Below are 22,122 nucleotides of genomic sequence, written 5' to 3'. Positions count from 1 at the left end.
AATAAATATGAATAAAAAATTGGTAACGGATAGATATATCTCATCTTTTTTGGAACAGCTTTACTTGCTTGTAAAAGCAGGTGTGCCTTTAGATGAATCCATAGGCATGTTATCCAAAGGGGAAAGCAATAAAGAGAGTAAGGAATTATTAAATTCTCTTTTAAAAGACTTACTTGAAGGAAAAGACTTACATACTGCGATAGATAACTCAAAAGTTTTTCCTCATTATATGACGAAGATGATAAAAGCAGGGGAGACTACCGGGCATTTGGAGGATACTTTAAAGTCCTTGTATGAATATTATGACAGAATGGACAGACTCAATACCAGTATTAAAAACGCTGTTTTTTATCCTTCCATTTTAGCCGTTATGATGCTTGCGGTAATATTAGTTCTTATAACTAAGGTGATGCCGATATTCAGTGAAGTGTATGAACAAATGGGCAGTACATTGACAGGCTTTTCACTTGCAATGCTTAATATAGGTAAATTTTTAAATCACTATGCACTTCCTTTCATAATCATTGTTGCTGTTATGATAATTTTACTTATGTGGCTTCTTAAAAGCGAAAAAGGTAAATCTATACTTATCGGAAAGCTAAGAAAAAGTAATCTATATGGTGAAATCGTTAAGTCAAGATTTTCATCCGTAATGGCAATGGCTCTCGGAAGCGGTTTAGAGATAGATGAAGCTTTAGATTTGTCATTGGAGACGACAAATGATATAGATATGGAAGAAAAGGTAAAGTCTTTAAAAGAACAAATGGCAGAAGGCGTGAGCTTTTCAGATGCTGTAAATGAAGTAAAACTTCTCTCTGAAATAGATGCTAGATTTTTAAGCGTAGGTGTAAAGACAGGCAGTGTGGATAAGGTAATGAAGCAGATTGCCGACAGGAGCGAAGAGGAAGCCAACGAGCATATAAACAGTTTGATCAGTAAAGTGGAGCCGAGTCTTGTAATAGTTTTGGCGGTAATAACCGGAGCTATACTATTATCGGTGATGATTCCTCTTGCAAATATAATTTCGCTTATAGGATAGAGATATGAAAAAGAGTATTTATAAAGAAAATGGGATATTTTCTCTTATAAAGTCCAATTTATTTGGAATAATTTTGTTTTTATTCATTTTTATTTTTATCGTTTCGGGGATAAATTCTCTCGGAAGTAAAAGTAAGGAAGAAGAAATGAAAATAGCAAAAGACAGTATCAATAAAGCAATAGTGAGCTGTTATGCTATAGAAGGTAAGTATCCTAAAGATTTTGATTATTTGGTAAAAAACTACGGAGTACATATCAATGAATATAAATATAAGGTAAATTATCAAATATTTGCTTCAAATATTCTTCCCGATGTGACAATAATAGAAAGGTAAGTAGTATGAAAAATAATAGTAATTCTCATACAATTCAAACTGCTATGGCACTTATAATGTTTTGCTTATTTTTAGTAAGTATTCTTTTGGTGTTGACAAGCGGTGTTAAATCTTACAGCTCTATTGCTTCTAAACTTTCAAGCAGATATGAAAGCAGGACATGCCTTAATTATATATCTTCCAAAGTAAAGTATAATGATACCCAAAATAGTGTGGATATAAAGGATTTTAACGGTAAAAATGCATTATATATAAAAAATCAGATTGACGATAAAGAATTTAATACTATTATTTATTATTATGACGGATACGTTAAGGAACTGACGGTAGAGGAAGGTAAAGAACTGGGGTTAAACAGCGGTCAGAATATAGTGCCGATCAAAAATATAGAGTTTAAGAAGGTAAAAAATAATCTTATACATATCTACTGCACAGATAATAAAGGAGATAAAAAGGACGCTTATATTTCTTTGAAATCCGAAGACGGAGGTACCAGTAATGGAAAATAAAAGGTCTAAATCCGTACTGTTTTTAATGGAACTTATTTTAATAATATTCTTTTTTTCTATATGTTCAAGTATTTGCCTTAAAGTATTTGCTTCCGCAAAGACAGTGTCGGATTACAGTGATAACTTAAACAATGCATGCGTTCTTGCACAGGACGGAGCAGAGTGTTATAAGGCTTATAACGGAGATTTAAGTAAAGTTGCAAAAGAACTTGGCGGCGAAATTGATAACGGTAATGTTGTCGTAAAAGGTGACTTGGATTTATATATTGTAGGAAATGAAAAAGAAGCAAATGTATATGTTAACATGAGCGGAGAAAATGATATTAGTAAATCCTTGTTTTCTGTAAAAGTAGGAAATGGGGGTAAATGATATGAAGAGAAATAATAGCAATGAGTATGGGATCAATATCGGAAGCAGTACTCTTATTATGATATTTGCTCTTCTTTGTCTTGTGGTTTTCTCCCTGCTTGCATATAAAACAGCTTTAAATGAAAAAAACTTGGCTTTAAAAATTTCAAATGAAACAAAAGCATATTATGAAGCCGATTATAAAGCAACAAAAATAAAAAATAAAATAGAAAATAATATAACTAATGGTAAAAGTATTGCTTCTCTTGTGGATTATGAAAAGAATAGAAATGGAAGTAATTATATCGGATATAGTGTTAAAATAGATGAAAATAAAAAATTATTTGTAGAACTTAGACGCAGCGGAAGTAATTTAAAAGTTGTCAAGTGGACAGAAGTCAATGAGGCAAGTGAAGATTACAATAATAAACTTGACGTTTGGGGAGGAGAATTAGGTGATTAGTTTAAATGAACTTCTAAAAAGAGCCGTAGATGATAATGCATCTGATGTATTTATCATTGCAGGAAGGGGACTTTCATATAAAGTTAACGGAGTTATAAAAGAGATAGACAGTGAAATCGTTATGCCTGATATTTCAGAGCGTATGATAAGAGAAATATTTGATATCGCAGATAGAAATATCGATAAGTATATTGAAACGGGAGATGATGATTTTTCCGTTACTATAAGAGGTCTTTCTCGTTTCAGAGTCAGTGTTTATAAGCAAAGAGGTTCCTTTGCCGCAGTCATTCGTATAGTTCCTTTTGGTATCCCGGATTACAAGAAGCTTGGTATCGGTGAAAATGTAATGGATGTGGTAAATAAGACGAAAGGACTTATCCTTGTGACCGGACCCGCGGGAGGCGGTAAATCAACGACCCTTGCTTGTATGATAGATAGGATAAACCATTCCAGGAACTCTCATATAATAACTTTGGAAGAGCCGATAGAGTATCTTCATAGGAACGATAAGTCAATAATATCTCAAAGAGAAATCGAATTCGATACGATGGATTATGTGTCTGCTTTGAGAGCTTCTTTAAGGCAGGCTCCGGATGTTATATTAGTTGGAGAGATGAGGGATTATGAGACCATAAGTACAGCTATGACCGCTGCAGAGACCGGACATCTTGTTATTTCCACTCTTCATACTGTGGGTGCCAGCAATACAGTTGATAGGATTATAGACGTTTTCCCTGCAAATCAACAGCCTCAAATCAGAGTTCAGCTTGCTATGCTCCTCCAGGCAATCGTATCTCAGCAGCTTGTTCCTACTGTAGACGGAGGGCTCGTTCCCGTATTTGAAATAATGTATGCAAATAATGCAATAAGAAATATGATAAGGGAAAGCAAGACTCATCAGCTTAATGCTACGATAGTTTCAAGTGCTTCTGAAGGTATGATAAGTATGGATAATAGCCTTTTAGAGCTTTATAAAAAAGGAGTTATATCAAAAGACATAGCTATACGCTATGCTCTTAATCCGGATAATTTATCTAAGCGAATAGAATTATAAAAATAAAAACCTTATTCATTTTTGAATAAGGTTTTTTATTTATTAGTTGTTAGGCTCCAGGGGGGAAATCGTAAATTTAATATCCAAATCAGGTTTTGCGATTTTCTTTTTGAAGTCTCTTGCAATCCTTCCAGATACCATATCCGCATTTTCAAAGCTTGTGGACGGAAGCATAACTATATATTGACATAAACTATACCTTGTAAATACGTCTCCTCTTCTTAGCGATTCTTGTATTGAACAGTGAAGTTTATCCATATATTTATTCATTATATGCTGCTTGATAGGTGATCCGTTTATATCTATTATCGTAAATAATGCCAAGTTTATAGATACCCCGGTTCTGGCTATGGACCTGGCTTCTATCTGGCATAATTCTTTGAATAAACCGAGTTCACAATAAAAAGCACCTTTAGAATAAGATTTTTCCTTTAAATTTTCTTTAATAACATTTAGGTCAAATTCAACATTTTTTGTTGTATCCAATATTGTCTTATATAAACTTGTAAGCTTTTGTGAAAGATTTAGTCCGAACTGCTTATAAAATAAGTCTACGACGTATTCATAATGTTCCAATGCTTCTTTATTCTTTTCATTTTTTGCTAAAGCATAAATCAAATGATAATGTAAATCTTCATCATATGGATCTATTATAACTGCTTTTTCGCATATTTCAGCAATAGACTGATAGTCATCCTTTTCTTTTAATATATTTATCATATCATTTATCATGGTAATATACATATTTTGGTAGTATGTAGCTAGCGGAACAACCCATGACTCATATGCACTTTTGGGTAAGAAAGTGCCTTTATATATATCAATTGCTTTAAGATAATATTCTAACTTTTCATTTTTATTATCAGAAAATTTAGCTTTATCAATTAAATTTTTGAATATTTCAATATCAATTTCAAAATCTAGGTCATTGTTCCAATGATATGAGCCCCTTGAAAATTTAATCATGTTTTTCCCTTCGGTGTAACCCAGACTATCAAGGACATTTCTCGCTCTGTGTACCAAAGTTTTTAAATTATTTGTCGGAGAAGAAAGATTTTCATCTTCCCAAAGGACTTCGATCAACTCATTTTGAGATATTTCTTTTTCTCTGAAAGCAATAAGATATTCTAATAAAGACCATACTTTCTTAAATCTGCTTGTAGAGTCATTTAAAGTATTGTCTTTATATGAAATCGAAAATTCTCCGAGCATTTTTATTTTTAAATTATTATCCATAACTTATCTCCCAGCGTAATTATACACTAAATCAGGTGAAAAAACAATGTTTTACAATTAAGGTATAGCGTCATGATTTTCTGATTTGGCTTATAAGTACCATCTGTTATTTTATTTAAATTTACAGTTATTTTTCTATTATATAATTGTATATTTTATAATTAAAGAAGTAAATAAAATTTGATTATTTTTATTAAAAATATAATTGATAATACTATATAGTTATAAAACTATTATTATTTGTAAAGTTATATTGCCATTTGTAACTTGAATTAACCTTTATAAATTTTTATATAAAAATATATAAGTTTGAGATGTTTAGAGTCGTTATGTAAAAGTTTAATCTTCTTAAAAAGTTATTTATTTTTTTGTTCTGGTAGATATTTTATTTAGATATTAAGTTTTATGTTATAATAAAAAGAAAATTATAATATGGAGATTATATAGTGGAAAAAATTGCGGTTTTAGGACCTAATGGTACTTTTAGTGACAGTGCGTCAATAGAATATATAAATGAATTTAATAATGAACTTGAGCAGGTTTATTATTCAACGATCGACGATGCATTTCATAGTGTGGGAGCTGAATGTGAAGTTGGTATCATACCCGTTGAAAATACTTTGGACGGATATGTTCAAAGAACTTTGGATTTATTGCTTGAAATGAATGTTTACATTGAAAATGAAATAAGTATCCCTGTTCAGTTTTCTTTGGTTAGCAATACTGAAAATATTGAAGACATAAAAAAATTGTACGTTCAGTTCAAAACAAGCGGACAATGCAGGAAATTTATTGATGGACTGCGCGATGTACAAATAATAATAACTGAGAGCAATATGGAATCTTTTAATAAGGCAGAAGAAGGAAATATTGGTGAAGCTGCAATAATACCGGGACATATGTTTGAACATTCAACAGCATCTTTTAAGATAAAAAATGTGACCGATTCAATCAATAACTATACACGTTTTATAGTTGTTAGGCAGGGGGATCTTAAAGTAGATATAACTGATAATAAAGATATAAAAGTTCCCCTATATATAATGCCGGATAATGACCGCCCGGGGATATTGTTCGATATATTAAAAGAATTTTCTTTAAATAGAATAAATCTCGTCTCAATAATGTCAAGACCAACTAAATTAGACATGGGAACTTATAATTTTTATCTGGAAATAAACGGAGATTTCAAACAAAAGGAAAAAATCATTAATACTATAAACAAGATAAAAGAAGATTATAAAATTAAGGTTTTGGGATTTTATTCTATAAACTAAAAGACTATTTCTATGGTCTTTTTTTATTTAAATATTAAATATAAAAATATTTTTTATATTATATGTTACTCCTATGTAACTGGTAGGTGATATTATAATATTAAAATAAAGTTTAAATCTATTAAGAATGAGTATTAATATAGATATCGGAGGGTATTATGAAAAAGTTAAATAGAGTATTAAGCTTAATGTTAATTTCATTTATGATATTAAGTTTAATTCCTTCAAATGTTTTTGCTAAGGATATACAAAATAAAAGCGGTAAAACCGTAAGCATTTCTTATGAAAAAGGCTGGGATGACGGGGTTACCGGAGATGTTCCTGATACCAGTAAGTATGCTGTTGGAGAAACCATAAGTATAAGGACGGGCACACTTGCAAGACCTAATTATAGGTTTGCGGGCTGGAAGTATAGTAATTCTTCAACGAACTGGGCTGAAAAAGTTGTAAAAGCGGGGGCTAACTTTGTTGTTCCTGATGTTGATACTGTATTCAGACCTGTATGGGAAAAGGAACCTTATAAAATAAAGATCGTATATCATTATGAAAATGATAAAGTTGCAAGTGAAGTCACATATAAACCCAGTAACCAAACTATCGAAAGTGAAATATCAGCATTTAATGTAGATGTTTATAACAATCATAAACCAGTAAGAAATGGCTATACATTTGCGGGATGGTTTGTGAACAGTAAGGATGGCAGAGATTATGATAAAGCTGAAGGTATTACTAACAGTGAGGGAAGATATTATGAAAATAGGGCAGAAGCAGTTATTAATCCTTGGATAATCGAAACAAATAATGGCGTCCTTGATTTATATGCAGGTTGGGTAAAGGACGGTAAGAATATTGAGGATATAAATAAACCTGAAGAAGAAAAGGTGGAATATACTTTAGAATACTGGACAAATAACGGAAACGGAGTATTTATTAGAACTACCCAAAAAGAGGGTAATTTAAATATAATAAATAAAGTTCCTAAGGCTAAAGTCGGATATGAATTTAAGGAATGGAATACAAAGTCTAATGGAAGCGGAACAGCTTATAAAGCCGGTGACAGCTTTGAATTAAATAGTAATACTAAGTTATATGCTATTTGGCAGTCAAATGGTGTAGCTAATTTTTATGTATTAAAAAATACTTCTAAAGTTCCGGGCAGTGCTACTCCCGATAAACCTTCCAATTATAAACATGTAGGTAAAGGAAAAATAAATAAAGCAATCAGTAAGTCTATATACGATAATACCAGTGAAAACGGAGTTGACAGAGACGGTAACCTAGTACAAATACCTAGTATGGAAGCTCAGAAAAAGGCATTGATATCAGCAGGATATAGTGAAAAAGATATAGATAGCGGTAAGATAGCAATAAGATGGTATGTAATTAAATTTGATAAAACAGATGGTTGGCATGTCGATGGTGTTGCATATGATACTACCACTTATCATAAAGTTGTTTTTATTAATGAATATGATAAGTCTTTAAAAGATAATATATTTGAAAACTTTGAATATGTTGTTAAGTCTTATCCCAAAGTAGAAGATAATACAGGGGTTGCTAAACCTGATGTTAATCCGTATGAAGAGGGTTATGAATTTGATGGATGGTATTATGGAGACGGCACAAAGCTTCAAGATCATGAACTTAAATGGGTTAATAAAGATATAGTTGTATATGCAAAATTTAAGAAAATAACATCAAAATATGTAATAAAATATATCGATATTGATACTAAAAAAGAGATAAAAAATAAAGAAACTTTGACCGGAGAATATGGAAGTTCTCTCAAAGTTGCGGCTAAGGATAAAGGAAATATAAAAGGTTATACTCTAGTAGAAAATAACAGTGAATACCCTATAGTCATTGATGAAATTTTAAAAAACAACGGAAGCGATAAAAATGCAAGGATAATAACATTTGCATATAAGGCTAATGAGCATAAAGTAATTTATGATGCTAATCCTCCTTATAAAGGAGCTGTAGTTAAAAATGAAGATAAATTACCTAGTATAACTTCATATAAATATAATTCAAATGTAGAAGTTTCGGATTCCAAAGGTATTGAAGTCAAAGGATATACTTTTGACGGCTGGACTGTTAAAGGACTTGAAGATGTAACTGATATTGATGTTAATTCTAAGTTTGCAATGCCTGACAATAATGTAACTCTTTCAGCAAAGTGGAAAATAAATCAATATACTGTAATCTATGATGCTAATGTTCCTAATGGCGGTGTTTTAGACGGTACTGTTACATCAGATAAAAAATATGACTTTAATTCAGATGTTGAAGTTAATGGCGGCAACATAAGTGTTAAGGGATATTCGTTTGAAGGATATTATGATCAATATAATAATAGGTATACAGATGGAGTACATTTTAATATGCCTGCCGAAGATATTACATTAACTGCAGAATGGAAAGTAAATGATTATCCATATGTTGTACATTATGTTGATACAAATAATAATAAACTTCATGATGATAAAAATGCCTCAGCTGACTATGGTAAAAAGGTAACTGAAAATGCCATTGATATAAAAGGATATTCTCCTAAAAGTTCAACTGAAAATATAACTATAGATACTGAAAACAATGAAATAACCTTTGTATATGAAAAAAATATTTATAATTATGTGGTTCATTATGTAGATACCGAAGGAAATAAGTTATCAGACGATAAGAACGGTAATGCAAAATACGACGAAACAATAACCGAAAATGCAATAAATATAAAGGGATATAGTTTACAAGGTGAAAAAGATCAGAGTATCAAAATAGATACTGAAAATAATGAAATAACATTTGTGTATGAAAAAAATAGTTATGATTACATCGTTCATTATGTAGACCTTGATGGTAACACATTATCTGCAGACAAAAAAGGCAGCGGTAAGTACAAAGAAACAATATCAGAAAAAGCAATAGATATAAAAGGTTACAGTGTACAGGGCAGTGATGAGCAAAAGATAGATATAGATGTTGAAAACAACGAAATAACTTTTGTATATGATAAAAATGTCTATGAATACATAGTATATTATGTAGACAGAAATAACAACAGACTATATAATGATAAAATAATGAAAGCTGCTTTCGGAGATACCGTAAGTGAAAAAGCGATTAATATAAATGGATACGAATTAGTAAGCAGTAACACACAGTCAATAGTAATAGATACTGAAAATAATATTATAGTATTTGTTTATGATAAGGAAGAAGAAAATAATCCGATAAATCCAAATCCGGTAAATCCTGCGAGACCAACTACACCTCAATCCACACCTCCTTCTACAGGAACGACTACGACTACAACGACAGTTAATGGCGGAGGAACACCGATAGCAGCTCCTGCTGTTAATGCACCTGCAGCTAATAATCCTGCTACAACGATAGATGATGCCGTAACTCCTCTTGATAACGGTGGTACTGTGAATATACCTGACGATAAAATTCCTTTGGCAGAAGGTAACTCAAGCTGGGCATTGATCAATCTGTTATGTACTATTTTCTCAGTGTTATCAGGATTAATGCTTCTAATATTTGCAAGAAAGAAAAAAGAAGAATACTACGCAGAAGAATATTATGAGGCAGAATATGCTGATGCAGACGAATATTTACAAGAAAATAAGAAGAGAAGATTCTTTACAAAGATACTTGCAGCGATTGACGGAGTGATAGCACTTATCGTATTTATCTTAACGGAAGATATGAGTTTGCCTATGGCTCTAATAGATAAGTGGACTATATTTATGGTTGTATTTGCATTGATATCTTCAGTGACATTATTAATGGGATATAAAAATGCAAATGACGAAGCGGAAGAAGAAACAGTCGAAGCTTAAGTGTAAATAATAAAGCATTGATAATAAAAAAAGACCTTGATTTTAAGGTCTTTTTTTATTAGAATTATAAATAACAAACAAAACTCTCCAATTGTAACTGGTGTGTAACTGAGTTATGATATTATATTAATATAAAAGAAGTAATTCTAAGAAAGAGGGTTTTTGATATGGCACTAACACCTACAAAATTTATTCCCAACGAAATGAAAACAAGCATTGTTAAAATATATGCTTATGATAATAATAATCTTATTGGAACTTTATATAATCCATATTTAAAGGTTGAAAAAAAGTTTTTGTCTACCTTTAACTTATTAAACCTTATAGAAGAAACTATGGATGATATGGATTATCCTCAAGCTATCAATGAATGCAGAACATTTGTAGATAATAAAGAAAACAAAGAAGAACTGTCTATAGAAGAGATTAAGGAAAAAGAAATTTTGGCTACATTTAATATAAAAGTTTTATTTAGACAAAATGCTACATGGCAAGGTTCTATTGTATGGGTCGAAGATAATACGGTGAGTCAGTTCAGAAGTGTTTTTGAACTATTGGTATTGATGGATAGTGTACTTAAATAATAAACTTAAATCAAAATTTTATAATTTTTAAAGAAAAAAAACCTATGAGGTATTTTACTTGATAGGTTTTTTCCTTATCGGGGAAGGAAATAAAATGGAGAATTCATTAAGCTTATTGCCTGTCGGAGTTTTAAAAGTTGCGATTTTAGATGAAAATACTATAAAATTTGAAGAAGGAAACGATAATTTTTATGATATTGTATCTATAAATAAAGAGGCAATAAATAATACAGAGATAAAAAATATTATATTTGAATTATGCGGAAAAGAAATATTTAATAAAGAAAAAGCTAATATTTTTAAGGCTCTCAAATTAAATCAAGAGTATTCCAGCGAATTTGAAGTCAAATTAAAAGTGAATAATGATAAATGGGTTTTAGTAAGACTAAAGCTGGCATATGAAGAAAGTGGTTCCAAGATTATTTTTGTTTTGGTAGATATAAATAAACAAAAGCAAGTAGTCAATAGACTTGTATCTAAAATAGAAACAGCAAAATTGATCGATTCTATTTCTAAAGATGTACAATTTGAATATGATTGTTTTTTTGATACTATTACTATTCCTTTTGATGAAGCCGGAGAAAAAGATATTCCTGCTGTTACTTCCGATTTCATAAAATATAATATAGATAGACATGTTCATCCCGATTATATACATAAATTCAAAGAAATTTTCAAAGGCAAAAGCAAAAAAGATAAGGGAAGTTTTGAATATAGAGGGAGCAGATTAAATAATTCTGAATTCTTTTGGCTGAAAATTAGTTATTTTTATTTAAGAGATAATAATAGTAATTTAAACAAGATTATAGGTAGATTTTCGGTTATAGAAAGTGAAAAGCAAGCTAGGATAAAACTTGAAAAACAATTAAGCCTTGATCCGCTAACAGGTTTACTAAATAAAGTTGCCAGTGAAGCAATTATCAAAGAACTTATTGAAAATTCAAGTGAAAAAGAAAATAAACATGGATTATTGGTTATAGATGTAGATGACTTTAAAAATATCAATGATTCTTACGGACATAAAAAAGGAGACAGCGTAATAACTCTGATTGCCAAAACACTTGATAGTACTTTTCGTTCTACAGATATCATTGGAAGAATAGGCGGGGATGAGTTTATTGTTTTTTTGAAGAATGTAGATAACGATATTATAATAAGAAAAGGCAACGAATTAAAAGATAAATTATTGAACAATCCTTTCCCTGTAAGTGTCAGTATTGGAATAAGTATATATCCTGATGACGGCAAAGACTATATAGCTTTGTTTTCTAAAGCAGATATCGCAATGTATCAGGCTAAACTTAATAAAAATGAAAAGGTGATTTGTTATAGCGGAAATGAGCCTAAGAGAGAAGAAAATATAGAGAAAATAAAAAAAGAAATTAAAAAGAGAGAAAGTATCTTAATTGTTGATGACGAAGAGTTAAACAGAGAAATACTAAGAACTGCTCTCGAAGATGAATATAATATATTAATGGCTTCTAACGGAGAAGAGGCATTAAAAGTATTTGACGAGAATAAAAATAAAGTAGTTCTTATTTTGCTTGATATAGTTATGCCAAAAATGGATGGCGTTCAATTTCTAACAATACTTCGTAATGAGCTCAATGAAAAAGATATCCCTGTTATCGTTATTTCAGCAGGTGTGTCGGAAAATATGAATGATATGATTTATCAAATAGGTGTTGAGGATATAATGAGAAAGCCTTTTGATAATTTTGAAGTCAAGAATAGAGCTAAGAATTTAATAGATTTATTTAAATATCGTAATCATTTGGTAAATTTAGTTGACGAGCAAAAAGAAAAAATAGATAGGCAGATGAAATCTCTTCAGGAAAGTCAGTCAAGGATATTATCCAATTTAAGTACTTTAATTGAATTTAGAAGTTTAAAGAGCGGCGGACATGTAAATAGAATAAAAAAATATGTTAATATTTTATTAAAAGCACTTGTAAAAATAAACAATTCAAAGTACGATATAAGTAAAGAAGAAATAGATGTAATAACAGAAGCTGCGGCACTTCATGATTTGGGCAAAATAGCAGTACCTGACAACATAATTAAAAAGGGTTCAATTTTAAATTATGAAGAAAATGAGATAATGAAGACACATACTATTCAAGGTGCTAAATTTTTATCTAAAATTTTAGAGATAAAAGATGAATATTATATAGCAAGCAGAGATATAGCTTTATATCATCATGAAAGATATGACGGCAAAGGTTACCCTTATGGTTTAAAAGGAGATAACATTCCGGTGTCTGCTCAAGTGGTTGGTTTGATAGATGTTTATGACGCACTTACTATGGGAACTCCTAACGGAAATCCTATTTCTCATTCGAAAGCTTCTGAACTGATAATAAACGGAGAATGCGGGGCTTTTTCTGATGATTTGATATCAGCATTCATTGCAGTATTGGAACAATTTGAAAAAGTAGACAAAAGTAAAAGTTAAGCGAGAGGATGTATAAGTTATGAATGGTGTTTTAAATGAATTGAATGAATATGGCGTAGATATAAAATCTGTAATTGAAAGATTTGCCGGAAATGAAGAACTATGTACAAAGTTTATTCTTAAATTTGTGGATGATAAGAGTTTTAATGAGGCAAAAGAAGCTTTAATAGAAAAGGATTTTGAGCAAGTATTGGTCGGTGTACATACATTAAAAGGTGTAAGTGCTAATTTAGGTATGACTGATTTATATAAAGAATGCGATAATGTTGTAATAAAAATCAGAGCAAACGATTATGAAATAGAGCCTGACATGCAAAAGATAGAAGATGAATATAACAGGATCGTAAATATAATAAAAAAATATAAATAAAAAAGACCATTAGGTCTTTTTTATTTCGGGGCACTACGCCTCACTTCGTGAGATTCCGCGCCCCGAAGCGAGAAGGATATGAATAATACTATTTTCACGTAATCAATACGATGTTTTGATTTACGGTCGTTTCATGAAATCAAAGAAAACACGGATTTCTTTAATATTGTAAAAAATTATAAAAAAACACATAAAATTGGTATAAATAACATTATATTAATATTATAAGTAAAAATGACTGTAAGGGTTTTAATTGATATTACCTGATTTATAAAAATAAAAGATATCAATGAAAAAATAAAAATATTTCACTTGAAATTTTAATTAGAAAAGAAATAAAGAATTTATTAAATATTATTTTACTTTGGATATCTGTCTGAAACATTAATTTAAAAGATGTATTATTTATGGTATATAAGATTTCTATTTGTGATTAGAATTAAGAAAATTTAAAATATTACTCCGGTTTGATATAAATATATCCGAGAATAACAAATTAAACTTAAAAATAAAGATTTATACTGTCAGAAAGGCATTACCTTTTGACTTAAATGATTATTCCGAAGAGCAAATGGAGATAGTATTTATCTATATAATCGGCAGTTTAAGGAAACACCGTTACGAAAACGAAATAATATTTCCGGTACATATAAAAAATTTTTTGTCAGGCTTTTTATATGAGGGAATGCTGTTATGTTGTCAAGGAAGAGGATATGGAATAAAGATTTAAAGATATATTTTTATATTCTTAAATCGGTTAAAAAAGAAAAAAGTTAAAGATATGTGAGATTTTAGGCGTAATAAAATAATTAAAAAAAGTGAGATAGAAAAAATTTAAGATAAGAATATAGGGAATAAATTTCAGGGAGTTCATAATAATAAACTTCTTTTTTTATTTTAATTACTTTGATTCCTTTATATAAAATAAAATTTTTTATTAATTATATTGTATTTCATGACATGATTTTTATGTTTTATGTAAAAAATGTAGGATAATATCAGCCTTTTTTTATATTAATGTCAGTAAAAGAAATGGTTTTATATTAAATAAAACATATAAAATTTTTTAGTGAAATAAAACAAAATTAAATTTAAGAAAGGAAGATAATTATAAAAAAAGAATTACAGCGATGTTGGTTTCTGTTTTAATGTTGTCATCGTTAATTATATCGCCTGTTTGGGCTTCAAATATTGGTAAAGCAAAACAAGATTAAAAATGAAAATGAAGCTGTAACAACTCAAACACAGCCTTTGATAAATGATAATCAAACAAAAACTGCTGAGAATGAAAAAGATGAAAAAAAGGTGGAGGATAGTATAACTAAATCTTCTGAAGATGTATATGCCAAATCGGTAGGGGATACTTCTACTGATGGAAATTTTGATTTTAAGATTTTAAAAGACGGCACAGTAAGTGTATCAAGATAATCCCGCAGTTTAGGCGGAGATATTGTTATTCCCGCAAATGTGGAGCATAATGGTATTAAATATACCGTTACCGTTATTGAAGAATATGGTTTTACAAAAAACATGTTAATGATGCCGATATAACTTCTGTTGTTATACCTGATACGGTAACAACAATTGGTTCTTTTTCATTTACATCCAGTAAAATAAAAACTATTTATATCCCTGACTCCGTACTTTTAATGGGACAATATGTATTTTCAGCTTCAAGTATTGAGACTGTTGATCACTGGTCTAAAAATTTAACGAGTATACCTAGAGAGACTTTTTCTTCCAGTAAGATAAATAATTTAGATTGGATACCGGATACGGTTACAAAGTTAGATTATGGTGCATTTGCTCGTTGTAATGAATTGAAGGGAGATATTATTATTCCCGAAAGTATAAATACATTAGGAAATTATGCTTTTGCATCATGTATTAATGCTACCTCTTTTACCGGTAATGGGGTTACCAGTGTACAAAACTGGGCTTTTGCATTGGAGTCGATAATTCAAAATGACAGTAGTTTGAAATTTGTGTCATTACCTAATTTGGAAAATATTCCTGATGAACTTATGGCTCCTAATGCTAATCGTTATATAAGTAATTTAATACTTGATAAAATAGAGTTGGCATGTAAAGTTAACGGAGAAACTGATTTGGATAATTATATACCAAATTATTTAAAGGTAATAACCCGTGACGGCAGCAAAGATGATACATATAAAAGTTTAGGTTTGTCTTTAGATGTTATCAGAACACATGTATACTCCGGATGGAAAGAAGTAAAATCTCAGATTATCGTTAAAGACGGCAACAAAAAAGTAAAAGAAGTAACTATGGAAAAAGTGTGTAGCAGATGTAAAGAAAAGGAAACTAAAATCATTGATGAAAATATAAACGACAGCGAGGTTGCATCTGATAATGATAGTGAAAAGATAGATAAAAATGATTCAAACGGAGATAGCGGCAATGATAATAAAAATGCTGCAAAAACGAATAACGGCGAAAATACCAAGCAAAACATTAAATCTCCGAACACCTCAGACGTCAGTAATTTACCTTTATACGGAGGAATGATCATTATAGCACTGGGCGGTATGGGATTTGTATTAAAGAGAAAATATATCTAAATAAAAAATTATTTTACGGTATAATTATATGCCTCTATTGATACTTTGATCAATAAAAGAATTATATTCTTATTTCCCCGATAAATAAATATGATGTTATCAAAAGTATCTTAGGATATAGAGAAAATCAATATTAAAAAGCTCCTGATTATAAGGGGCTTTTTAATATTGGGGAATTTTGTATATATGATATTTTGACGTTTATTTATCGAAGATGATGCGGGGCGCGGAATCTTGCGAAGCAAGGCGTAGTGCCCCGCGGTATATACGTGTATTAATATGCTCTTTAAAATGATTTACAGCCATCGACAATTTATCTAATATATACTAAATTTATATTAGATGTGGATATTAAATTAGATAGGATTAAAATCAAATGAAATTTTATAAGAGAAAAGGATGTAACATGTTTATAATGGGGATTTCTTTCATCGGTATGATGATGTATGCAGTGTCAATGTTTTTAAGAAATAGGATATCCGGTTTCCCTTTGGGATTTATAGAAGGTATAGCTATTGCTTTGATGATATTTGGAATTATATACATGATGATAAGTTTTATAAATAAAAGAAATCTATATAACGGAGAAAATATAAGGCGTCGATAAATCAAGATGTCTTTTTTATTTTTATTTAAATTATAAAGAGTTGTAAAGTCTTGAATTAAAAGATACATGTAACAAATGTTACGGTATGTTTAAGGAGAAAGCAGTATAATATAGACAGGGAATATATGTCAAAATATAACTGAATAATTATTAATTTTTATTTATAAATATAATGTGTTTTTTATAATAATACATAAAAAGTCTTTTAAAATGTCTGAAAATTTAGTATAATATTATGAATATTAAAATGGAACAAGGAGGCAGAAATGAAAAAATTTAAAAGAGTTTTAATCGCAAACCGTGGTGAAATAGCGATCAGAATTATCAGAGCCGTTCAGGAACTGGGTATGAAAGCTATTTGCATCTACTGCGAAGAAGATAAATTATCACTTTTCAGAAGCAAAGCAGACGAGGCGTATCTGATAAAAGGGATAAATTCACCTACGGATGCCTATTTGAATATAGAAGCAATAATCGAACTTGCAAAAGCTAAAAATATCGACGCTATTCATCCCGGATACGGATTTCTATCGGAAAATCCTATTTTTGCGGCAGAATGTGAAAAAGCGGGTATCAAATTTATAGGTCCGTCTTCCGATGTAATAGAACTGTTAGGCAATAAGGTAAATGCTAAGGAAGCAGCTATCGAAGCCGGGGTAAGCGTGCTTGACGGGGTAAAAGTAGAAACTGCCGAAGAAGCTAAAGAAATCAGCTCTAAAATCGGATATCCGGTAATCATAAAAGCCAGTGCAGGCGGCGGCGGCAGAGGTATGAGAGTATGTGAAAGAGAAGACGATTTAAGAAATCAATTCGAGTCTGCCGTGAGGGAAGCCAAGAAAGCCTTCAATAACGGAGAAGTATTTATCGAAAAATACGTAAGGGCTCCGAGACACGTCGAAGCTCAGATACTGGCCGATGAATACGGTCATATAGTGCATTTATTTGAAAGGGACTGTTCTATTCAAAGAAGACATCAGAAAATAATAGAATTCTCTCCCTCACAGTCTATAAGCGAAGAAACTAGAAGAGCTATCTGCGAAGAAAGCGTGAACCTTGCAAAACACGTTGGATATACGAATGCGGGTACTGTGGAATTCTTGGTCGATGAAAATGAAAAGCATTATTTCATGGAAGTAAATCCAAGGATACAAGTAGAGCATACGGTTACTGAACTTGTAACAAACGTTGACCTTGTGCAGGCGCAGATACTCATTGCCGAAGGATATAAACTTACCGATGAAGAAATAAACATAAAATCTCAGGAAGATATCAAAATGAGCGGTGCTGCCATAGAGTGCAGGGTAACTACCGAAAACGTACTTAATAACTTCATGCCGGACACAGGTAAGATAGATGTTTACAAGACAGGTTCCGGTCCAGGGGTAAGACTAGACGGAGGAAACGGATTTGTAGGTTCGGAAATAACTCCTTATTTCGACAGTCTGCTCGTTAAGACTACCACATATGCCAGAGATTTTGACAAGGCAAGAAAGAAGATGATAAGGACTTTAAAGGAACACGAAATCGAAGGTGTTTCTACAAATAAAGACTTCCTTATCAACGTTTTGGAACATGAAGACTTCAAGAAGGGGATATGCAATACGAACTTTATTGAAGATCATCCGGAACTGTTTGATATTTCCGATTTTGATAATCAAACACTTAAGCTGCTTGAATATTTGGCTAAGACAACTCTTGCAAAGAATGATAGTTCGAGAGAAATGCTTCCTAAAATTGAAGTCCCAATTTATCAGGATATGCCTAAATTAAGCGGAACAAAGCAGATTTTGGACGAAAAGGGTCCTAAGGGGCTTGTTCAGTGGATAAAAGACCAAAAGCAGCTTTTATTCATGGATACGACCATGCGTGACGCTCAGCAGTCACTGTTTGCAACCAGAATGAGAACGAATGATTTCCTTAAGATAGCCGAAAGCGTAAGCAGATACGAAAAAGATATATATGCTTTGGAAATGTGGGGAGGAGCTACATTCGATACATCTTATCGTTTCTTAAAAGAATCTCCATGGTCAAGACTTGAACTTCTCAGAGAAATGATACCTAATATCTTATTCCAAATGCTTCTTAGAGGCTCAAATGCGGTCGGATATAAGAATTATCCGGATAATGTAATAAAAGCTTTCATTAAGCAAAGTGCCGAAAGCGGTATAGATGTTTTCAGAGTATTCGACTCTCTAAACTGGTTAGACCAAATCAAACCTTCAGTTGAAGAAGTGTTGAAGCTCGGTAAGGTTGCTGAAGTAGCGATTTGTTACTCGGGAGATATCCTCGATAAGAACAAGACAAAATATACTCTTGATTATTATGTCAAGAAGGCAAAAGAAGTCGAAGCGATGGGAGCACATATCTTAGCGATAAAAGATATGTCGGGACTGCTTAAACCTGCCGCTGCAATGAGACTTGCAAAAGCACTTAAAGACGAAATAAGTATCCCTATCCATTTCCATACACACGATACTGCCGGAAACGGTGTATCAAGTATGCTGATGGCAAGTGCCGCGGGAGTTGATATCGTAGATGCAGCCGTTTCATCCATGAGCGGCACCACATCTCAGCCTTCTCTTGATTCCATAGTTGCTGCTATTGAACATACACCGAGAGAAAGCAACATCAATGTGGATGATATCCAAGTAATCAGCGATTACTACGAAAAAGCGAGAAGATATTATACCGGGTTTGAATCCGGGCTTAAGACGGGTACTACTCAGATTTACAAATACGAAGTACCGGGAGGTCAGTATTCCAATCTTAAATCTCAGGTAGAAAGTTTTGGGCTTGGTCACAGATTTACCGATGTTCTTGAAAAATATAAAGAAGCTAACGAACTTCTAAGAGACATTATAAAAGTAACGCCGACTTCAAAGGTAGTAGGTGACTTTGCTATATTCATGCTTCAAAATGATTTGGATAAGGAAAACATCTATGAAAAAGGAAAAGACTTGGCTTTCCCTGACAGCGTCGTGGATTTCTTCAAGGGTATGATAGGTCAGCCCGAATGGGGATTTGACGAAAAACTCAGAGAAGTAGTCCTTAAGGGGGCAGATTTCGTGGATAAAAGACCGGGACTTCTTCTTCCGGATGAAGATTTTGATAAGATAAAAGCGGAATTCAAAGAAGAATTCAATATGGATCTAAATAACAAACAAGTATTATCCGCCGCTTTATATCCTAAAGTATACAAAGAATATTTAAGATTTAAAGATACTTACGGAGACCTTACTTACATGTCTTCCGACGCATTCTTCAGCGGACTTGCAAAAGGTGAAGAAACGGAAGTATTCTTCGGTGAAGGTAAGTCTCATGTTATCAAATTGGTAAGGATAGGACGTACTCATGCCGACGGTAACAAACGTATGGTATTCGAAGTTGACGGTTTCAGACGTGCACTATACGTTGAAGACCCTAATGCGATACGTTCACAGGTAATGAGTCAGGCTGTTGAAATGGCTGACAGCAATAACGACAAGCATATCGGCTCTCCTATACCGGGTTCTGTTATCAAAGTAAACGTGGCAATAGGGGATAAAGTAGAGAAAAATCAAGCTGTCTGCGTCGTTGAAGCTATGAAGATGGAAACAGAAGTCGTGTCTCCTGCGGAAGGCGTCATAAAAGACGTTCTCGTACAGGAACTTGACAGCGTAAAAGCGGGACAGTTACTAATAGAACTTGAATAATTTTATAAATAAAAAACAGCAGAGTTGTACTTTGCTGTTTTTTTGTTATGTTGATATGTCCGTCGATTATTAAACCGATTTTACCGAACTTGTAAAAGGGGCATTATAAATTAAAAGTTACTTTGTTTTGTCACTAGGGGCGCGGAATCTGCCGAAGGCAGGCGTAGTGCCCCGAAAATCATTGCAGACAATAAAAAAACCGCATTTCTGCGGTTTTCATTTTTATAACCAAAGAAGTATTATTCCGCCTTTGCCGGAATTTACGACCTTTGTAAGGGTCTTTTGGATTTTCATCTTATTATCATCTTCTATTGATATAAGTTTGTTTTGCATATTGTCGCTTATCATATTTTTCAGGTTACGTCCGAAGAATTCACTTTCCCATATCTTATCCTGGTCGTTTTTATATTCATCTATAAGTTTATCGTAGAATACCTGACATTCTTCTTCCGAACCAATCGTAGGGCTTACCGCTGTTTCCACATCAGTACATATTATGTGAAGTGCCGGTGCGGAAGCTTTTATTTTCACTCCGTGACGGGATGACTTACTTATCATTTCCGGTTCTTCCAGCTTATAATCTTCGAATTCCGGCATGACCACTCCGTATCCGCTGCTTCTGGCTAAAGACAGTGCCGATGCGATTTTCTCGTATTCTCTCTTTATTTGCGTCAAATCCGATACGAGACCGAACAAGTCGGATTCTCCCTTTATTTCGATATCGTTCTTTTCGCTGAGAAGATTATAGAATGCGCTGTTTTCGACTTTTACATCTACGTCAACGATACCGCTGCTTAAATCTATATTTGTAACTTCCATATCAAACTCATCAAAAGAAGAATTTTTAACGCCGAAAATCACCTTGTTCAATGTATCGTTATCGTTACTGTTCGATTTAATGAAATCATAAATATCATTATTTATAGTATTTTCTTCTTCTACCAAATCAAGCCATAGAGGAAGAGAATAATTGACTTCTTTTATAGGGAATTCAAATAATACGTCTTTGAGAAGAGACTCTATATCGTCTAAGGTTATATTCATTACATCCAGTACTATGACCTTACACTCATACTTTTCTTCAAGTTCCTTCCCAAGGTCTCTTGTAGCTTTACTGTTAGGTGTCGTAGTATTTAAAATCGTAACAAAAGGTTTATTTATTTCTTTAAGTTCGTTTATTACCTTTTCTTCCGCTTCTATGTAGTTGTTTCTTTCGATACCGCTTATGCTCCCGTCGGTAGTCACAACTATACCTATAGTTGAATGTTTTTCAATTACTTTTTTTGTCCCGATTTCCGCCGCTTTTTTAAAAGGCATAGGACTGTCTGACCAAGGTGTCCTGATCATTCTTTCTTCGTTTTCGTCCATGTCGCCTACTGCACCCGGGATAACATATCCCACGCAGTCTACGAGCCTTACATTTAAATTCACCCCGCTGCCAAGGTTGATGTTAGCTGCGGTGTTGGGTACGAACTTCGGTTCGCACGTCATGATCGTTTTGCCGGAGCCGCTTTGAGGTAGTTCATCCACTGCTCTTTCTCTTTTAAATTTATTTTCGATATTAGGTATTACTAAAACGTCCATAAATTTTTTGATAAAAGTGGATTTTCCACTTCTAACCGGTCCCACCACTCCTAGATATATATCACTTCCTGTTCTTTTTGATATATCTTCGTATATTCCTAAATTCATAAGAAAACCTCCAAACTCAAGTATCTTACTTATA

The 22,122-nt window shown here is 32.1% G+C and carries 17 protein-coding genes; 15 read left to right on the top strand and 2 right to left on the bottom strand.

What is annotated here, in order from left to right; translation table 11 throughout:
* The first annotated feature begins 7 nt into the window (after positions 1-7).
* The 6 genes from Q0516_RS06050 to Q0516_RS06025 are packed head-to-tail and all read left to right on the top strand — an operon-like array spanning position 8 to position 3,748.
* Positions 8-1,039: a type II secretion system F family protein gene (locus tag Q0516_RS06050; RefSeq protein WP_294464370.1), complete on the top strand. Its 1,032-nt coding sequence runs from the start codon at positions 8-10 to the stop codon at positions 1,037-1,039.
* A gap of 4 nt (positions 1,040-1,043) precedes the next feature.
* The gene (locus tag Q0516_RS06045; protein ID WP_257479764.1) at positions 1,044-1,373 is read left to right on the top strand and encodes a hypothetical protein; all 330 of its coding nucleotides are present in this window, start codon (positions 1,044-1,046) and stop codon (positions 1,371-1,373) included.
* A gap of 5 nt (positions 1,374-1,378) precedes the next feature.
* Entirely contained in the window at positions 1,379-1,882 is a 504-nt protein-coding gene (locus Q0516_RS06040; RefSeq protein WP_294464366.1) for a DUF4860 domain-containing protein, read from the top strand.
* The gene (locus tag Q0516_RS06035) at positions 1,872-2,252 is read left to right on the top strand and encodes a hypothetical protein (protein WP_294464363.1); all 381 of its coding nucleotides are present in this window, start codon (positions 1,872-1,874) and stop codon (positions 2,250-2,252) included. The genes Q0516_RS06040 and Q0516_RS06035 overlap by 11 nt, the downstream gene beginning before the upstream one ends.
* A 1-nt stretch (position 2,253) precedes the next feature.
* Positions 2,254-2,694, top strand: coding sequence for a hypothetical protein (locus tag Q0516_RS06030; RefSeq protein WP_294464361.1), 441 nt, complete (start codon positions 2,254-2,256; stop codon positions 2,692-2,694).
* Complete coding sequence (locus Q0516_RS06025; RefSeq protein WP_257479802.1) at positions 2,690-3,748, top strand: type IV pilus twitching motility protein PilT; 1,059 nt, start codon at positions 2,690-2,692, stop codon at positions 3,746-3,748. The genes Q0516_RS06030 and Q0516_RS06025 overlap by 5 nt, the downstream gene beginning before the upstream one ends.
* A 42-nt stretch (positions 3,749-3,790) precedes the next feature.
* On the opposite strand, the gene Q0516_RS06020 is transcribed toward Q0516_RS06025, so the two are convergent.
* The gene (locus tag Q0516_RS06020) at positions 3,791-4,984 is read right to left on the bottom strand and encodes a BTAD domain-containing putative transcriptional regulator (RefSeq protein ID WP_257479767.1); all 1,194 of its coding nucleotides are present in this window, start codon (positions 4,982-4,984) and stop codon (positions 3,791-3,793) included.
* 446 nt (positions 4,985-5,430) lie between these two features.
* On the opposite strand from Q0516_RS06020, the gene Q0516_RS06015 reads away from it, so the two are divergent.
* The 9 genes from Q0516_RS06015 (at position 5,431) to Q0516_RS05975 (ending at position 20,396) form a co-directional block, all read left to right on the top strand.
* Positions 5,431-6,261: a prephenate dehydratase domain-containing protein gene (locus Q0516_RS06015; protein ID WP_257479768.1), complete on the top strand. Its 831-nt coding sequence runs from the start codon at positions 5,431-5,433 to the stop codon at positions 6,259-6,261.
* A 158-nt stretch (positions 6,262-6,419) separates the two neighbouring features.
* Positions 6,420-10,106 (top strand): MucBP domain-containing protein, encoded by a 3,687-nt coding sequence (locus tag Q0516_RS06010; RefSeq protein WP_294464355.1) that lies wholly within the window; start codon positions 6,420-6,422, stop codon positions 10,104-10,106.
* 167 nt (positions 10,107-10,273) lie between these two features.
* Entirely contained in the window at positions 10,274-10,690 is a 417-nt protein-coding gene (locus Q0516_RS06005) for a hypothetical protein (RefSeq protein WP_257480608.1), read from the top strand.
* A gap of 94 nt (positions 10,691-10,784) precedes the next feature.
* Positions 10,785-13,145 carry a diguanylate cyclase gene (locus Q0516_RS06000; RefSeq protein WP_294464350.1) on the top strand — a complete coding sequence of 787 codons (2,361 nt, stop codon included), beginning with the start codon at positions 10,785-10,787 and terminating at the stop codon, positions 13,143-13,145.
* 19 nt (positions 13,146-13,164) lie between these two features.
* Positions 13,165-13,515, top strand: a complete 351-nt coding sequence (locus tag Q0516_RS05995; protein ID WP_257480610.1) for an Hpt domain-containing protein — start codon at positions 13,165-13,167, stop codon at positions 13,513-13,515.
* Between the two features lie 1,191 nt (positions 13,516-14,706).
* On the top strand, positions 14,707-14,943 hold the full coding sequence (locus tag Q0516_RS05990; RefSeq protein ID WP_294464346.1) for a hypothetical protein: 237 nt from the start codon (positions 14,707-14,709) through the stop codon (positions 14,941-14,943).
* An 83-nt stretch (positions 14,944-15,026) separates the two neighbouring features.
* Complete coding sequence (locus tag Q0516_RS05985; RefSeq protein ID WP_307983359.1) at positions 15,027-16,097, top strand: leucine-rich repeat protein; 1,071 nt, start codon at positions 15,027-15,029, stop codon at positions 16,095-16,097.
* 376 nt (positions 16,098-16,473) lie between these two features.
* Positions 16,474-16,704 (top strand): hypothetical protein, encoded by a 231-nt coding sequence (locus tag Q0516_RS05980; RefSeq protein WP_294464343.1) that lies wholly within the window; start codon positions 16,474-16,476, stop codon positions 16,702-16,704.
* A gap of 266 nt (positions 16,705-16,970) precedes the next feature.
* A complete protein-coding gene (locus tag Q0516_RS05975) occupies positions 16,971-20,396 on the top strand; it encodes a pyruvate carboxylase (protein ID WP_294464340.1) in 3,426 nt (1,141 codons plus the stop codon).
* A gap of 222 nt (positions 20,397-20,618) precedes the next feature.
* On the opposite strand, the gene spoIVA is transcribed toward Q0516_RS05975, so the two are convergent.
* The gene (gene spoIVA, locus Q0516_RS05970; protein WP_294464337.1) at positions 20,619-22,088 is read right to left on the bottom strand and encodes a stage IV sporulation protein A; all 1,470 of its coding nucleotides are present in this window, start codon (positions 22,086-22,088) and stop codon (positions 20,619-20,621) included.
* Positions 22,089-22,122 lie beyond the last annotated feature (34 nt).

The sequence above is a fragment of the uncultured Anaerofustis sp. genome, from assembly GCF_938029165.1.
Lineage (GTDB): Bacteria > Bacillota > Clostridia > Eubacteriales > Anaerofustaceae > Anaerofustis.
Note: the sequence above shows the minus strand (reverse complement) of the source record. Positions and strands in the feature narration are given on the sequence as shown.

Excerpts from the sequence above, each read along its gene's own strand:
- Q0516_RS06050 (WP_294464370.1), top strand. The coding sequence starts at position 8 with ATGAATAAAAAATTGGTAACGGATAGATATATCTCATCTTTTTTGGAA.
- Q0516_RS06045 (WP_257479764.1), top strand. The coding sequence starts at position 1,044 with ATGAAAAAGAGTATTTATAAAGAAAATGGGATATTTTCTCTTATAAAG.
- Q0516_RS06040 (WP_294464366.1), top strand. The coding sequence starts at position 1,379 with ATGAAAAATAATAGTAATTCTCATACAATTCAAACTGCTATGGCACTT.
- Q0516_RS06035 (WP_294464363.1), top strand. The coding sequence starts at position 1,872 with ATGGAAAATAAAAGGTCTAAATCCGTACTGTTTTTAATGGAACTTATT.
- Q0516_RS06030 (WP_294464361.1), top strand. The coding sequence starts at position 2,254 with ATGAAGAGAAATAATAGCAATGAGTATGGGATCAATATCGGAAGCAGT.
- Q0516_RS06020 (WP_257479767.1), bottom strand. The coding sequence starts at position 4,984 with ATGGATAATAATTTAAAAATAAAAATGCTCGGAGAATTTTCGATTTCA.
- Q0516_RS06010 (WP_294464355.1), top strand. The coding sequence starts at position 6,420 with ATGAAAAAGTTAAATAGAGTATTAAGCTTAATGTTAATTTCATTTATG.
- Q0516_RS06005 (WP_257480608.1), top strand. The coding sequence starts at position 10,274 with ATGGCACTAACACCTACAAAATTTATTCCCAACGAAATGAAAACAAGC.
- Q0516_RS06000 (WP_294464350.1), top strand. The coding sequence starts at position 10,785 with ATGGAGAATTCATTAAGCTTATTGCCTGTCGGAGTTTTAAAAGTTGCG.
- Q0516_RS05995 (WP_257480610.1), top strand. The coding sequence starts at position 13,165 with ATGAATGGTGTTTTAAATGAATTGAATGAATATGGCGTAGATATAAAA.
- Q0516_RS05980 (WP_294464343.1), top strand. The coding sequence starts at position 16,474 with ATGAAATTTTATAAGAGAAAAGGATGTAACATGTTTATAATGGGGATT.
- Q0516_RS05975 (WP_294464340.1), top strand. The coding sequence starts at position 16,971 with ATGAAAAAATTTAAAAGAGTTTTAATCGCAAACCGTGGTGAAATAGCG.
- spoIVA (WP_294464337.1), bottom strand. The coding sequence starts at position 22,088 with ATGAATTTAGGAATATACGAAGATATATCAAAAAGAACAGGAAGTGAT.